The organism is Cupriavidus yeoncheonensis (genome assembly GCF_905397275.1).
Lineage (GTDB): Bacteria > Pseudomonadota > Gammaproteobacteria > Burkholderiales > Burkholderiaceae > Cupriavidus > Cupriavidus yeoncheonensis.
Genome location: NZ_CAJPUY010000009.1, coordinates 193,918 through 208,283, shown reverse-complemented (window position 1 = coordinate 208,283; position 14,366 = coordinate 193,918). Strand labels below are relative to the sequence as shown.

At 67.8% G+C, this 14,366-nt stretch carries 11 protein-coding genes; 1 reads left to right on the top strand and 10 read right to left on the bottom strand.

All coding sequences use genetic code 11. The annotated features are described in order from the left end of the window. Positions 1-65: 65 nt before the first annotated feature. The 9 genes from kdsA to edd form a co-directional block, all read right to left on the bottom strand. On the bottom strand, positions 66-935 hold the full coding sequence (gene kdsA / locus KHO22_RS14525) for a 3-deoxy-8-phosphooctulonate synthase (protein WP_211947841.1): 870 nt from the start codon (positions 933-935) through the stop codon (positions 66-68). Between the two features lie 26 nt (positions 936-961). Then, a complete protein-coding gene (locus tag KHO22_RS14520) occupies positions 962-2,614 on the bottom strand; it encodes a CTP synthase (RefSeq protein ID WP_211947840.1) in 1,653 nt (550 codons plus the stop codon). A 127-nt stretch (positions 2,615-2,741) separates the two neighbouring features. Continuing rightward, positions 2,742-3,548: an alpha/beta fold hydrolase gene (locus tag KHO22_RS14515; protein ID WP_211947839.1), complete on the bottom strand. Its 807-nt coding sequence runs from the start codon at positions 3,546-3,548 to the stop codon at positions 2,742-2,744. 12 nt (positions 3,549-3,560) lie between these two features. Then, the gene (locus tag KHO22_RS14510) at positions 3,561-4,382 is read right to left on the bottom strand and encodes a proteasome-type protease (protein ID WP_211947838.1); all 822 of its coding nucleotides are present in this window, start codon (positions 4,380-4,382) and stop codon (positions 3,561-3,563) included. A 206-nt stretch (positions 4,383-4,588) separates the two neighbouring features. Then, positions 4,589-5,428 carry a transglutaminase family protein gene (locus tag KHO22_RS14505; RefSeq protein WP_211947837.1) on the bottom strand — a complete coding sequence of 280 codons (840 nt, stop codon included), beginning with the start codon at positions 5,426-5,428 and terminating at the stop codon, positions 4,589-4,591. Between the two features lie 67 nt (positions 5,429-5,495). Beyond that, positions 5,496-6,449, bottom strand: coding sequence for an alpha-E domain-containing protein (locus tag KHO22_RS14500; protein ID WP_211947836.1), 954 nt, complete (start codon positions 6,447-6,449; stop codon positions 5,496-5,498). A gap of 46 nt (positions 6,450-6,495) precedes the next feature. Then, positions 6,496-7,971 carry a circularly permuted type 2 ATP-grasp protein gene (locus KHO22_RS14495; RefSeq protein WP_211947835.1) on the bottom strand — a complete coding sequence of 492 codons (1,476 nt, stop codon included), beginning with the start codon at positions 7,969-7,971 and terminating at the stop codon, positions 6,496-6,498. Between the two features lie 228 nt (positions 7,972-8,199). Next, positions 8,200-8,706 (bottom strand): gluconokinase, encoded by a 507-nt coding sequence (locus KHO22_RS14490; protein ID WP_211947834.1) that lies wholly within the window; start codon positions 8,704-8,706, stop codon positions 8,200-8,202. 147 nt (positions 8,707-8,853) lie between these two features. Next, positions 8,854-10,749: a phosphogluconate dehydratase gene (edd, locus tag KHO22_RS14485; RefSeq protein WP_211947833.1), complete on the bottom strand. Its 1,896-nt coding sequence runs from the start codon at positions 10,747-10,749 to the stop codon at positions 8,854-8,856. A gap of 236 nt (positions 10,750-10,985) precedes the next feature. Between edd and KHO22_RS14480 the strand changes: the two genes are divergently transcribed. Beyond that, on the top strand, positions 10,986-11,915 hold the full coding sequence (locus KHO22_RS14480; RefSeq protein WP_211947832.1) for a MurR/RpiR family transcriptional regulator: 930 nt from the start codon (positions 10,986-10,988) through the stop codon (positions 11,913-11,915). Positions 11,916-11,926: 11 nt separating this feature from the next. Here the strand turns inward: KHO22_RS14480 and KHO22_RS14475 are convergent, their stop codons facing one another. Next, the gene (locus tag KHO22_RS14475) at positions 11,927-14,338 is read right to left on the bottom strand and encodes a DNA internalization-related competence protein ComEC/Rec2 (RefSeq protein ID WP_211947831.1); all 2,412 of its coding nucleotides are present in this window, start codon (positions 14,336-14,338) and stop codon (positions 11,927-11,929) included. Positions 14,339-14,366: the final 28 nt, after the last annotated feature.

Sequence of the window (14,366 nt, the reverse complement as noted above, 5' to 3'; positions counted from 1 at the left end):
TTTGTATTGTCTTTCGATACGGTTTGTCACGGCCCGATCAGCGGCGGTGACAAACCGGGGCCTGCTCAGGCGCAGGCGGGCCAGCCGAAGTTGTCTTCGAGGAAGCCGGCGCGCTTGACCAGCGTGTCGAGGTCCTTCAGCACGGCCAGCAGTTCCTTCATGCGCGACAACGGCACCGCGTTCGGGCCATCGGACATGGCCTTGCTCGGGTCCGGGTGCGTTTCCATGAACAGCCCGGCTACGCCGGTGGCCACCGCGGCACGCGACAGCACCGGCACGAACTCGCGCTGGCCGCCCGAGCTGGTGCCCTGCCCGCCCGGCAACTGCACCGAGTGGGTGGCGTCGAACACTACCGGGGCGCCGGTCTCGCGCATGATCGCTAGCGAGCGCATGTCCGAGACCAGGTTGTTGTAGCCGAAGGACACGCCACGCTCGCAGGCCATGAAGACGTCGTCCGGCAGGCCGGCTTCGCGCGCGGCATCGCGGGCCTTGTCGATCACGTTCTTCATGTCGTGCGGCGCCAGGAACTGGCCCTTCTTGATATTCACCGGCTTGCCGCTCTGGGCGCAGGCACGGATGAAATCAGTCTGGCGGCACAGGAACGCCGGCGTCTGCAGCACGTCGACCACGGCCGCCACCGGCTTGATCTCATCGATCTCGTGGATGTCGGTCAGCACCGGCACGCCGATCTCGCGCTTCACGGTCGCCAGGATCTCCAGGCCCTTTTCCATCCCCAGGCCGCGGAACGACTTGCCCGATGAACGGTTGGCCTTGTCGAACGACGACTTGTAGATGAACGGGATGCCCAGCTCGCCGGTGATCGCCTTGAGCTCGCCGGCGGTATCCAGCGCCATCTGCTCGGACTCGATCACGCACGGGCCGGCGATCAGGAAGAACGGTTTGTCGAGGCCAGCCTCGAATCCACAGAGTTTCATCAAAGTCTCCTGCTCGGCGCCCGGCTTCAGGCGCCCTTGCGCTGCTGGCCGGCCAGCGCGGCTTCGACGTAGGCCTTGAACAGCGGATGGCCGTCACGCGGCGTGGAGGTGAATTCCGGGTGGAACTGCACGCCGACGAACCACGGGTGCATCGACGCCGGCAGCTCCATCATCTCGGGCAGGTTCTCGGTCGGCGTGCGCGCGGAGATCACCATGCCGGCATTCTCCAGCGTCGGCACGTAGTGGTTGTTGACCTCGTAGCGGTGGCGGTGACGCTCGTTGACCTCGGCACCGTAGATCGACGCCGCCTTGGTCCCTTCACGCACCGGCACGCGCTGCGCGCCCAGGCGCATGGTGCCGCCCAGGTCGGAATCGGCCGAACGCTGCTCGACCCGGCCTTCGCGGTCCACCCACTCCGTGATCAGCGCGACCACCGGGTGTTCGGTTTCCACGTTGAACTCGGTCGAGTTGGCGTCGGCCATGTCGGCCACGTGACGGGCAAACTCGATCACGGCGAGCTGCATGCCCAGGCAGATGCCCAGGTACGGGATCTTGTTCTCGCGGGCGTACTGGATCGCGCGGATCTTGCCTTCCGTGCCGCGCTTGCCGAAGCCGCCCGGCACCAGGATGGCGTCCAGCGGGGCCAGCACTTCGAGGTGACCCGATTCCAGTTCCTCGGAATCGATGTACTCGATGTTCACGCGCGTGGCGGTGTGCATGCCGGCGTGGCGCAGCGCTTCGATCAGCGACTTGTACGACTCGGTCAGGTCGACATACTTGCCGACCATGCCGATGGTGATCTCGTGCTCGGGATTTTCCTGCGCGTTGACCAGCTTCTGCCACATCGACAGGTCGGCCGGCTTCGGGTCCAGGCGCAGCTCTTCGCAGATCAGGCGGTCCAGGCCCTGCTCGTTGAGCATCTGCGGGATCTTGTAGATGCTGTCGGCATCCCACACCGAAATCACGGCGTCCTGCGGGATGTTGGCGAACAGCGAAATCTTGGCGCGCTCGTCGTCCGGGATCGGGCGGTCGGCGCGGCACAGCAGCGCGGTCGGCGAAATGCCGATTTCGCGCAGCTTCTGCACCGAGTGCTGCGTCGGCTTGGTCTTCAGCTCGCCGGCGCTGGCAATGAACGGCACCAGCGTCAGGTGCACGAACGCGCAGCGGTTGCGGCCCATGCGCAGGCTCATCTGGCGCGCGGCTTCGAGGAACGGCAGCGATTCGATGTCACCCACGGTACCGCCGATTTCCACCAGCGCCACGTCGGCCTTGCCGTCGTGCGAGGCAGCGGCGCCCTTCTCGATGAAGGCCTGGATCTCGTTGGTGATATGCGGGATCACCTGCACGGTCTTGCCGAGGTATTCGCCGCGGCGCTCCTTGCGGATCACCGATTCGTAGATCTGGCCCGTGGTGAAGTTGTTCGACTTGCGCATCTTGGCCGAGACGAAACGCTCGTAGTGGCCGAGATCGAGGTCGGTTTCCGCACCGTCTTCCGTGACAAACACCTCGCCATGCTGGAAGGGGCTCATCGTGCCGGGATCGACGTTGATGTAGGGATCTAGCTTGAGGAGGGTGACTTTGAGGCCGCGCGACTCAAGAATGGCCGCGAGCGAGGCAGCAGCGATGCCCTTGCCGAGCGAAGAGACGACGCCACCGGTGACGAAGACGAATTTGGTCATAAACCGAGCTTGCCGGGGAAATCGGGATTATACATGAGACCCCGTTCCCCGCAGGCCCGGAAATTGTGACACCGGCGGATTGGCGGCATGTCTGCGGCATGCCTGCGGCGCATTCGCCGCTTGCGGCTCAGCGGCCCTCGCGCCGCATCCCGGCGATCAGTTCGCGGATCAGTTGCGCCGTCTCCCGGGGCCGTTCCATCGGGTAGAGATGCCCGCCCTCGATGAAGCGCAGGTTCTCGCCGACAAGCTTGCGCGTCGCGCCAAGGCCACATTGCCGCACCTCGCGCGAGCGCGTGCCGGCCACGAATCCGACCGGCACCGGCGCGCCGCGCGCCACCTTGCGGCCCAGGCTGGTCGGCAGGGTGCGGTAGATCCAGTATTCGACCTCGCGGTTGAAGCGCAGCTGCCGCTCGCTGTCCTTGCCGGTGGGCTCGGTCCCATGCACCGCATAGTCGCGCAGCATGTCCTGGTCCCAGATCGCGAAATTGGGCTTGGACCGGAAATGCTCCCACACCGCCTCGGTATCCGGCCAATGCGTGCGCCGGTTCCTGGTCACCGCGGCCGGGCCCGGCTTCTCGTCCATGCCCAGCAACTGCGCGGTCTTCAGCAGCGACGCGCGCCAGCCGGCGATGATCGGCGAATCGAGCATCACCACGCCGCGCACCCACTCGGGGCGCCGCAGCGCGGCCATCAGCGACAGGAAGCCGCCCAGCGAATGCCCCACCAGCCACACCGGCTCGCGGTACTGGCGCTGCAGCGAATCGAGCAGTTCCTCGACCAGGTGCGGCCAGCCAAGCGTCACCGGGAACTCGGGCCGGTGCCCGTAGCGCTCGACGGCGCGGAACTCGAAATCGCCTTCAAGCTCGGCGAACAGCTTCCGGTACGTCGGCACCGGAAAGCCATTGGCATGGGAAAAGTGAATGATCTCGCGCATCGCCAGCCCTGCTCAATCCTGGGTGCGCGAACGCTCGCGCGTGGCCCGGACCGGCTGTCCCCAGCTGTCGGCCTCGCCCGTGCGCGCCAGCGGGAATTCCGCTTCGCGCGCGGCATCCCATTCGGGGTCGCTGATCTCGCCGAACACCTGGCGCAGACGCTGCCCCCAGGTATCGCGGATCATGCGGAAATAGGCGTTCTTTTCGTCGATATTGGCGAAGCGCGTCACGCGCAGCGCATCGGCCTCATAGACCAGCAGGTCCAGCGGCAGGCCCACCGAAATGTTCGACTTGAGCGTGGAATCCATCGAGATCAGCGCGCACTTGGCGGCCTCGCCAAGCGGCAGCGACGGATGCACCACGCGGTCGATGATCGGCTTGCCGTACTTGGCTTCGCCGATCTGGAAATAGCAGTTCTCGGGCGTGGCCTCGACGAAATTGCCGGCCGCGTAGACATTGAACAGCCGCACGCGCTCGCCGCGGATCTGCCCACCGAAGATCAGGCTGACGTTGAACTCGATGCCGGCATCGCGCATCGCGTGCGCATCGCGCTTGTGCACCTGGCGCACGGCATCGCCGACGATGGAAGCGGCCTCGAACATATCGCGCGCGGTCCACAGCGATCGCTTCTCGTCGCGCCCCTCGGCCAGGCACTGGCGCACCGACTGGCTGATGGCCAGGTTGCCGGCGGTCAGCAGCACCATCACGCGGTCGCCGGGCTCTTCGAACACCGTCATCTTGCGCGCGGTGGAAATCGCATCGACACCGGCGTTGGTGCGCGAATCGGAAAGGAACACCAGGCCGGCTTCTAGCCGCATGGCAACACAGTAGGTCATGGTCTTGTCGGGGTCGCTTGGAACCGAGCGGGGTTGCAGCGGGAATTCTAGCCTCCGGCGGACACCCTGCGGGACCGGTGCCGGCAGATTCGAGACAGTGCTCGGATTTCGCGCGCACCGGCGGGCACAGCGCGCTCGGGCGTCAAACCGGTGCATCCCGCACGCCAGCGGCACCACGACCGCGCCCGGGCCACACCGCCTGTCCGTCAATCCGCCAGCGGCGTGATGGCAATATTCACCTGCAGGGTCTCGCCGCTACCGCCTTCGAGAATGCCCCGCACGGGTGCCGCGGACTGGTAGTCACGCCCGACCGCCAGTCGCACGTGCCGCTGATCCGTCACACAGCGATGCGTGACGTCGATGCTGCACCACAGGTCCTGCCCGGCATCCAGACAGACATCCGCCCAGGCGTGGCTGGCCAGTTCGGTGGCAGCCGGGTCGTAGAAGTATCCGCTCACATAGCGTGCGGGAATACCGAACGCGCGGCACGCTGCCACCATCACCTGCGCCTGGTCCTGGCAGACACCGCTGCCAAGATGGAACGCCTCGGCGGCGGAGGTGCCAACGTGCGTGGTGTTGGCCGCATAGCGCACATGATCGGCGATGCCTCCGGCCAGTGCCAGCAGCGCCGGCACTTCATGTCCGGCCGCCAGGAACGGCGCGGCGAATGCCTGCATCTCCGGCGGGGCGGCGGTCAGCGGCGTGCCGCCGACAAAGTACAGCGGCGACACCCGCGCCTCGCCCGCAGCCGGCGCATCGCGAAAGGCATGATGCCCGTCGCGCCCGGCATCATCGTGCCCGGTCGAGACCTGCACCTCTCCGATCGCGGTAATGGCGATGGTATCGGCCGGCCCGCTGACGGTGAAGTTATGGACGATATTGCCGAAGCCGTCGCGGGCCTCGGAAAGGTTGCCAGGTGCCTGCAGTTCCCAGGCCTGAACGGCCTGCAGCGGGCCCGAGCGCGGCGCCAGCCGCAGTTCGTGCACGCTGCGCCGCACCGGCTCCGCGTAGTGATAGACGGTCTGGTGATGAATCTTGTATTTCACGGTGTTCGGAAGACCGCGGCGACGACTGCTGCACATGGCGTGCTCTCCGCGGCATCCGGTCCGGCAGCTAGGCCGCCAGCAGCGGCACCAGGAAATCACGGCTGATGCCGTTGCCGAGGTCGCCGATGCGCTCCAGGAAGCTGGTCAGGAAAGCGTGCAGCCCGACAGCAAAGATGTCGTCGATGCGGGCATATTTCAGGTCGGCGTGGAGTTTACCAGCCTGGCGCTCGGTCTCCCCCGATTGCTGGTTGCCGACCAGCGCCAGGATGGCCACTACCTCGTCCATGCTCGACACCAGCGAACGCGGCATGTCCGGGCGCAGGATCAGCAGTTCGGCCACGCGCTGCGGCGTGATCACCGCGCGGTAGACCTTGCGATAGACCTCGAAACCCGACACCGAGCGCAGCACCGCGGCCCAGTGGTAGAAATCGTTCTGCTCGCGATTGGGATCGCTGTCGTCCGAGCCCGACGCCTGGAACTTGACGTCGAGGATCCGCGCGGTGTTGTCGGCGCGCTCCAGGAAGGTGCCCAGGCGCATGAAGTGGAAGGCGTCGTCCTTCAGCATGGTGCCGAACTGCACCCCGCGCGCCAGGTGCGAGCGGAACTTGACCCACTCGAAGAAGCGCGACGGGTCTTCCTGCAGTTCGCCGTCCGCGATGATGCGCTGCACATCGAGCCAGGTGGTGTTGACGGTTTCCCAGACCTCGGTGGTCAGCGAGCCGCGCACCGCGCGCGCGTTCTCGCGCGCCGCGCGCAGGCAGCTCATGATCGACGACGGGTTGGTCATGTCGCGCACCATGAAATCGATCACGTCGTCGCGCGTCAGCAGCCCGTACTTGTTGTCGAACGCCCGCGTCAGCTCCGAGATGTCGAGCATGGCCCACCAGCCCTGCTCCGCCACTTCGGCGGACTGCGGCAGCAGCGAGGTCTGGTAGTTGACGTCCAGCATGCGCGCGGTGTTCTCCGCGCGTTCGGTATAGCGGGCCATCCAGAAGAGATGGTCGGCGGTGCGGCTCAGCATGGGGTTCTCCTCGCAATGCGGTCTTGGCGGCTTGGTGGCGGAGGGCTCAGCGCTCCAGTACCCAGGTGTCCTTGGTGCCCCCGCCCTGCGAGGAATTCACCACCAGCGAGCCTTCGCGCAGTGCCACGCGCGTGAGCCCGCCCGGCACCATGCGCACCTCCCGCCCCGACAGCACGAACGGGCGCAGGTCGATATGGCGCGGCGCGATGCCCGCTTCGACATAGGTCGGGCACGTGGACAACGCCAGCGTCGGCTGGGCGATGTACTGCTCCGGCCGCGACTTCACCACCTCCCGGAAGGTATCGATCTCCGCGCGCGTGGCCGCCGGCCCCACCAGCATGCCGTAGCCGCCCGCGCCATGGGTTTCCTTGACCACCAGGTCCGCCATGTTGTCGAGCACGTATTGCAGGTCGTCGGGGCGCCGGCACATATAGGTCGGCACGTTGTTGAGGATGGCCTCCTCGCCCAGGTAGAAGCGGATCATGTCGGGCACGTACGGGTAGATCGACTTGTCGTCGGCCACGCCCGTGCCGATCGCATTGCAGATGGTCACGTTGCCCGCGCGGTAGACCGACAGCAGCCCCGCCGCGCCAAGCGAGGAATCGGGCCGGAACACCAGCGGATCGAGGAAATCGTCGTCCACGCGCCGGTAGATCACGTCGATGCGCTGCGGACCCTGCGTGGTGCGCATGTAGAGATGGTCGTCCTCGACGAACATGTCGCTGCCTTCCACCAGTTCCACGCCCATCTGCTGCGCCAGGAAGGCGTGCTCGAAGTACGCCGAGTTGTACATGCCCGGCGTCAGCACCACCACGGTCGGGTCGGAAATGGCCTGTGGCGAAACTCCGCGCAGCATGTCCAGCAGCAGGTCGGGATAGTGGGCCACCGGCGCCACGCGGTTGCGCGCGAAGAGGTCCGGGAACAGGCGCATCATCATCTTGCGGTTTTCAAGCATGTACGACACGCCCGAGGGTACGCGCAGGTTGTCTTCCAGCACGTAGAACTCGCCCTCGCCGGCCCGCACGACGTCAATCCCGGCCACGTGCGCGTAGATGTCGCGCGGCACGTCCACGCCGAGCATCTCGGGGCGGTACTGGGCGTTGTTGTAGATCTGGTCCGGCGGGATCACGCCGGCGCGGATGATGTCCTGCCCGTGGTAGATATCGTGGATGAAGCGGTTCAGCGCCGCCACGCGCTGGCGCAGGCCCTTGTCCAGGGTGGCCCACTCGCTGGCTGGGAAGATGCGCGGGATCACGTCGAACGGAATGGTTCGCTCGGTGCCGCTGTTGGATTCGTCCTTGTCGCCGTAGACCGCGAACGTAATGCCCACGCGCCGGAAGATCAGGTCCGCCTCGGCGCGCTTGTTGGCCATGGTGTTCTCGGACTGCCGCGCCAGCCAGTCCGAGAATTGCCGGTAGTGCGGCCGTACCAGACCGCTCTGCAATGCCTGCCCCGCCTGGATGACGGTATTCCTCTCGTCATCCCGCCAATCCAGCATCTCGTCGAAATAGCGCGCCGCCATGATGGCCCTTCCCTCCGTGGAAATTGGGGGGCGTCCTGGTCGCCTGGCCTGCCGGTCTCCCGCCGGAATCGCCGCCCCTTGTTTTGTGGCTCTACAGACTGTCGAGTGACTGGCCCTTTCAGCATACTTGTGCCAGCGAAAGCCGCAAGTCCCCGCGGTTTGCGCGGCACGGAAACGGGTTAAGCAAGATGCCTGCCAGTGTTGCGGCAGGCGGGCGCACCGGGAGGATCAGCGCGAGGCGGCGGCGCGGTGGCGTTCGCCGTCGGCGAGGATGGCCTGCACCAGCGCCTGCGGCGTCTGCCGGATATCGAGCACGAGCGCGCCCTGGGGCTCCTCCAGTGTATCGAGCTGGCTCTGCAGCAGAGCCGGGTTGAAGAAGTGGTCCGTGCGCGCGGACAGGCGCGAGCCGATCACCGACGCATCGCCCTTCATGTAGACGAACGTCACGCCGCCGTCCGGCGGCGTCAGCCGGTCGCGATACACCTGGCGCAGCGCGGAGCAGGTGAACACGTGGGTCCGGCCCTCGGCCCGCGCGGCATCGATGGCCGCACGCATGGCGGCCAGCCACGGCCAGCGGTCCTCGTCGGTAAGCGGAATGCCCGCGTGCATCTTGGCCTTGTTGGCGGCGCTGTGGAACTCGTCCGCGTCATGGAACGCGCAGCCCAGGCGTTGCGCCAGCATTTCGCCAACCGTGGATTTGCCGCTGCCGGAAACGCCCATCAGGATATAGATCATGTCTGCTCCATCGATCATGGTGTCGGATGGTTTGCCCCATCCTTGTCGGTAGCCTGGCGCCGGCACGCGGCGCGCAGGTGCCCGGCTGGCGGCTGGCACCGGCCGGGGGAATCGGGTCAATCGGATGAAACGGGCCCCTTGGCCCGGCTATTGTGCGACGGAATGGGCCGCCGTGGCGGTTCCGGGCGCAGTGGCCGCCGGCGTGGCGTCCGCCTCGGACAGGTCGAGTGCGCTGCCGCCCTCTTCCGCCATGCGCGCGTGGCGCCGGAACAGGCCGAACAGGCCCCGGCCCACGCTGAACCGGTCGAAATCGTCAGCCGGCGCGGGCGCCAGCGGGCGCGCCGCGAACTCGGCCGGGTCACCGAGCCAGGCGAGCGTGCCGGCAACGGCGTCCATGCGCACCAGGTCGCCGTCGCGCACGCGCGCCAGCGGGCCGCCGGCCAGCGCCTCGGGGCCCATGTGGATCACCGCGGGCACCTTGCCGGACGCGCCGGACATGCGGCCATCCGTGACCAGCGCCACGCGGTGCCCTGCGTCCTGCAGCGCACCGAGCACGGGCGTCAGGCGATGCAGTTCGGGCATGCCGTTGGCATTGGGTCCCTGGAAGCGCACCACGGCCACCACGTCGCGGTTCAGCTCGCCCGCTTCGAAGGCGGCCTGCAGGGCCTCCTGCGAATCGAACACGCGTGCCGGGGCCTCGACCACGCGATGCTCAGGCGCCACGGCGGAGACCTTGATCACGCCGCGGCCCAGGTTGCCCTGCATCAGGCGCAGGCCGCCTTCGTCGGAAAACGGCTCGGCCGCGGTGGCGAGCACCTGTGCGTCGCCGCTGGCGCTTGCGCCATCACGCCAGCGCAGGACGCCGTCGGCCAGCACCGGCTCCTGCGTGTAGCGCGCCAGGCCTGGGCCGGCCACGGTCTGCACGTCATCATGGACGAGTCCGGCCTCCAGCAACTGGCGAATCACGTAGCCCGTGCCACCCGCGGCGTGGAAGTGGTTCACGTCCGCCGAGCCGTTCGGATAGACGCGCGCCAGCAGCGGCGTGATGCGGGACAGGCGGTCGAAATCGTCCCAGTCGATCAGCACGCCCGCGGCGCGCGCCATCGCCACCAGATGGATGGTGTGGTTGGTGGAGCCGCCGGTGGCCAGCAGGCCGACCATCGCGTTGACAACGGCACGCTCGTCGACGATGCGCGCCATCGGCAGGTACTCGCCGCCGCGCGCCGACAGTGCCAGCGCGCGCTGCGCCGCCGCCGCTGTCAGCGCATCGCGCAGGCCGCTGTCGGGGTGGACGAAGGCTGCGCCGGGCAGGTGCAGGCCCATGATTTCCATCAGGAACTGGTTGCTGTTGGCGGTGCCGTAGAAGGTGCAGGTGCCGGCGCTGTGATAGGCCTCGCACTCGGCTTCGAGCAGGGCCTCGCGGCCGACCTGGCCGGTCGCGTAGAGCTGGCGCACGCGCGCCTTTTCCTTGTTCGGCAGACCGCTCGCCATCGGCCCGGCCGGCACGAACACGACCGGCAGGTGGCCGAACTGCAGCGCCCCCATCACCAGGCCCGGCACGATCTTGTCGCAAACACCCAGCATCACCGCGGCGTCGAACGTGTTGTGCGACAGCGCCACCGCCGTGCTCATGGCAATGGCATCGCGCGAAAACAGCGACAGCTCCATGCCGGGATTGCCCTGCGTAATGCCGTCGCACATCGCCGGCACGCCACCGGCCACCTGCGCCACGGCGCCCACCGCGCGTGCCGCTTCACGGATCACGCCCGGATAGCGCTCATACGGCTGGTGCGCGGACAGCATGTCGTTGTAGGCCGTCACGATGCCAAGGTTCGGCGCATGCTCCACGCGCAGCTTGAGCTTGTCGTGCGCCGGCAGCGCGGCAAAGCCATGGGCCAGGTTGGCGCACGACATGCCGCGCAGCGGGCCCAGCTCCGCCTGCGCACGCTCGCAGCGCGCCAGGTAGGCCTGCCGGCTGGCGCGGCTGCGCTCGGTAATGCGCCGGGTCACGGCAAGGATTTCGGCATGGACGGCGTGGGGCATGGCTGAACGTTCCTGTGGGAAGTCGGAGAGGATGAGTTCGCCCCCGACGTGTAGATTTTCTACATTATAGCGAGACAAGAATCGCACAGGCAGCCTCCTTTACATCACAAATTCCTCAGAAGCGCCAGAATACGGGAAATCCCTAGCGCAATTTCAGGTCAACCCTCCGCCTCCATGGGGCTGGGTCGCTGTAGAATATCTACATCACGATCCTGACCGCGACACCCGCCACCGCCATGCGCGACCGAATTCTTGCCGTTTACGACACGCTCCGCCCGTCCGAACGCCGCCTGGCCGACTATGTGGCCCGCCATGGCGCCAGCGTGATCCGGCTTTCCATGCCGGAACTGGCCGAGCGCGCCGGCGTGTCGCAGCCCACCATCGCGCGTTTCTGCGCGGCGCTGGGCTATGACGGCTTCCGTGAATTCAAGCTGCAGTTCGCGCAGAACGTGGGCGGCGGCACGCCCTTCGTCCACCAGGACGTGAAGCCGGACGACGGCCCGGCCGACATTGCCGGCAAGGTATTCGACCGCACCATCGCCACGCTCATGAGCGTGCGCAATGCGCTCTCGGCGGACCAGGTCGAGCACGGCATCCGCCTGCTGGCCGCCGCGCGCCGGATCGAGTTCTACGGCTGCGGCAATTCGGGCATCGTCGCGCTCGACATCCAGCACAAGTTCTTCCGCCTGGGCATGCCCACCACGGCTTACTCCGATCCGCATGTATTCAGCATGTCCGCCGCGCTGCTCGGGCCCGGCGATGTAGCGGTGCTGGTTTCCAACAGCGGCCGCACCTGGGACATGCTGACCGCCGCCACCCTGGCCCGCTCCAGCGGCGCGAGCGTGCTGGCGCTGACGCATAGCGGCTCGCCGCTGGCGAAGCTGGCCGACGTCTGCGTGTTCTCGGACGTGGAGGAGGACAGCGAAGTCTATACGCCCATGACATCGCGCATCTGCCACCTCGTACTCGGTGATGTCCTGGCAGCCGGCGTGGCGCTGGAACGCGCCGACACCGTGGCGGCAGGACTGCAGCGCGCCAAGGCCCATCTGCGCGAGCGCCGCATCGGCGGCGCCGAACCCGCGCGGGCACCGCAGGAAGCGGATGCGCCATTGCCACCCGCCACCCGCAAGGCAGCCGCGCGGCCCCGCTCCCGCACTGCCGGCTGATGGCGCGCCGGCTATCGCGGCGCCTCTGGTGCGTCGCGCCAGTAGCGACGCTCCACCTGGCGGAACGCCTCCAGCGAATAGCCTTCGCCATGCGTATCCATGGTGACCGCGCCGGTTTCGTCGGTGCGGTAGCGTTGGATGCCCGCGTTGCCATAGCGCTCCCACACTTCGGCTCGCGGATGCTTGTAGCGATTGAGGTAACCAAGCTGGAACACCGCCGCATCGGGGCTGACGGCCGCCAGCCACTCGGGACTGGACGATGTGCCGCTGCCATGGTGCGGGACCACCAGAACATCGGCACGCGCCAGCGCCGCAGGTAGCCGCCCGGCCAGCTCACGTTCCTCCTCCCGTCCGATATCGCCGGTCAGCAACAGGCTCCGGCGGCCATTGTCCACACGCAGCACGCAACTGCGCGCATTGCTCGCGACGGCCGCATCGCGGGACTGCTCCGCCGCCGGATGCAGCACGGTGAACTGCACGCCATCCCACTCCCAGTGCTGACCAGCCCCGCACGCCCGCCATTCGGTCTTGCCAAGCAGCTCGTGTCCCGCCGGGGCGGCGGTGGATCTTGCATCCACTGTCACGGCCTCCATGACGTGCCGCGCTCCGCCCGCGTGATCGATATCCTCGTGACTGACCATCAGGTGGTCGAGCTTGCGTACACCAGCCGCGCGCAGGTAGGGCATGACGACCTGCGCTCCCGCACTGCCGCCCGAGGCATAGGCTGGCCCGGCGTCATAGAGCAAGGCATGCGTGCGCGTCTGCACCAGCACGGCGGTGCCCTGCCCCACGTCGAGCATCACCGCGCGGAATTCTCCGGATGCAACCTCATCGCCACGCGCGAGCACCATGGGCAGGATCAACAGCAGCCCGTGCAGCCGTGTGCGCAGTCCGAATGCCGGCGGCGCCAGCAGGACGAGTGTGCCCAGCAGGGCCAACGCCGTCTCCAGCGCGCCGGACTGCGCCGTTTCCCAGACGGCCCATTCGGGCGAGGCCAGCCACCGCAGCAGCACCGCCAGCCACGCCAGTGCCTGATGCGCAATGGCCAGCAGTGGCCCGGCCAGGATTGACGGCATCACCGCGCCCAGCAGCGCCAGCGGCGTAACCAGCATGCTCACCACAGGAATGGCGATGGCATTGGCAAGCGGGGAAATGACGGAGAACTGCCGGAACAGCAGCAGCGTGAGCGGCACCAGCCCGAGCGTGACGGCCCATTGCGTGCGCGCCGCGGCGGCCAGCGCGGCACGCACGCGTGGCCAGAAGCCTCTCGCCGGCGTTTCGGCACGTGCCGCCGCCAGGAAGATCACGCCGACTGCGCCGAACGACAGCCAGAAGCCCGGCAGCAGCACCGCCCACGGGTCCAGCAACAGCGCGACGAACGCCGCCCACGCAAGCACCATCGACGCCGGCGGCGTGCGCGCGCCCCAGGCGGCGAGCGCGGCGATCGACAGCATCGCCACGGTGCGCAGCGCCGGGATCTGCAACCCGGCAATGAGCCCATAGCCCAAGCCGGCCAGCACGGCCGCCACGAGCCCCGCCTGCCGCGCCGGGCACCGCAACGGCAGCGGCCGGCGCAAGCGGCGGCCCAGGCCAAAGGAATGGCGCCACGCCCAGCGCATCAGCGCCGCGGCCAGACCCGCGATCATGGTGATATGCAACCCTGAAATGCTGATCAGATGACCCGTGCCGGTGCGGTTGAACAGCAGCCAGTCTTCACTGTCGATACCGCGCTGGTCGCCGACGACCAGCGCCACCAGGACCGGCCCGAAACGGGCGCCAGGTGGCAGCACGGCACGGATACGGTCGCGCAGCGACGCTCGCTGCGCCTCGATGCGCCACGCGAGCCGCTCGCCGGCCGCTTCCAGCGGACCATTGCGCACGCTGCGCACGTACCCCGTCGCGCCATAGCCCTGCTCGAGCAGCCAGTACGCGTAGTCGAAGCCGTACGGATTGGCCAGCCCGCGCGGACGGCGCAATCGCACCGTGAACGCATAGCGCTGGCCCGGGCGCAATGCGGCGGGGGCTTCGCGCCAGTTCAGGACGATGCGGTCCGGCACGCGTTCGCCGCGCGGCGCGGCCTCGACCGTGAAGGCAAAGCGTGCGCCTGGCGCCAGTTCGGCAGGCAGGCCGGATACCACGCCGGTCACCTCGATGTCGCGCGCCTCGTGCCGCGTCGCCAGCCAGTCATCCATGCGCAACTGCGCGCGCCACGCGGACCAGCAAAAGCCCACGGCGAGCCCCAACAGCACGGCCGCCCCGCGCGCCAGCCAGCTTGCAGGCCGGTGCGCAAGCCGCGCCACGGCCAGCGCGATCAGGGCAGTCAGCAACAGCGCTGCCATGGCCAGCATCCCGGCCGTCGGCACGGCGCCCTGCCGCTGCAAGGTCCAGCAGCCGGCCACGAAACCCAGCAGGATCAGGCGCACGAAGCTTTCCCGGCAAGTCCAGAGGGTC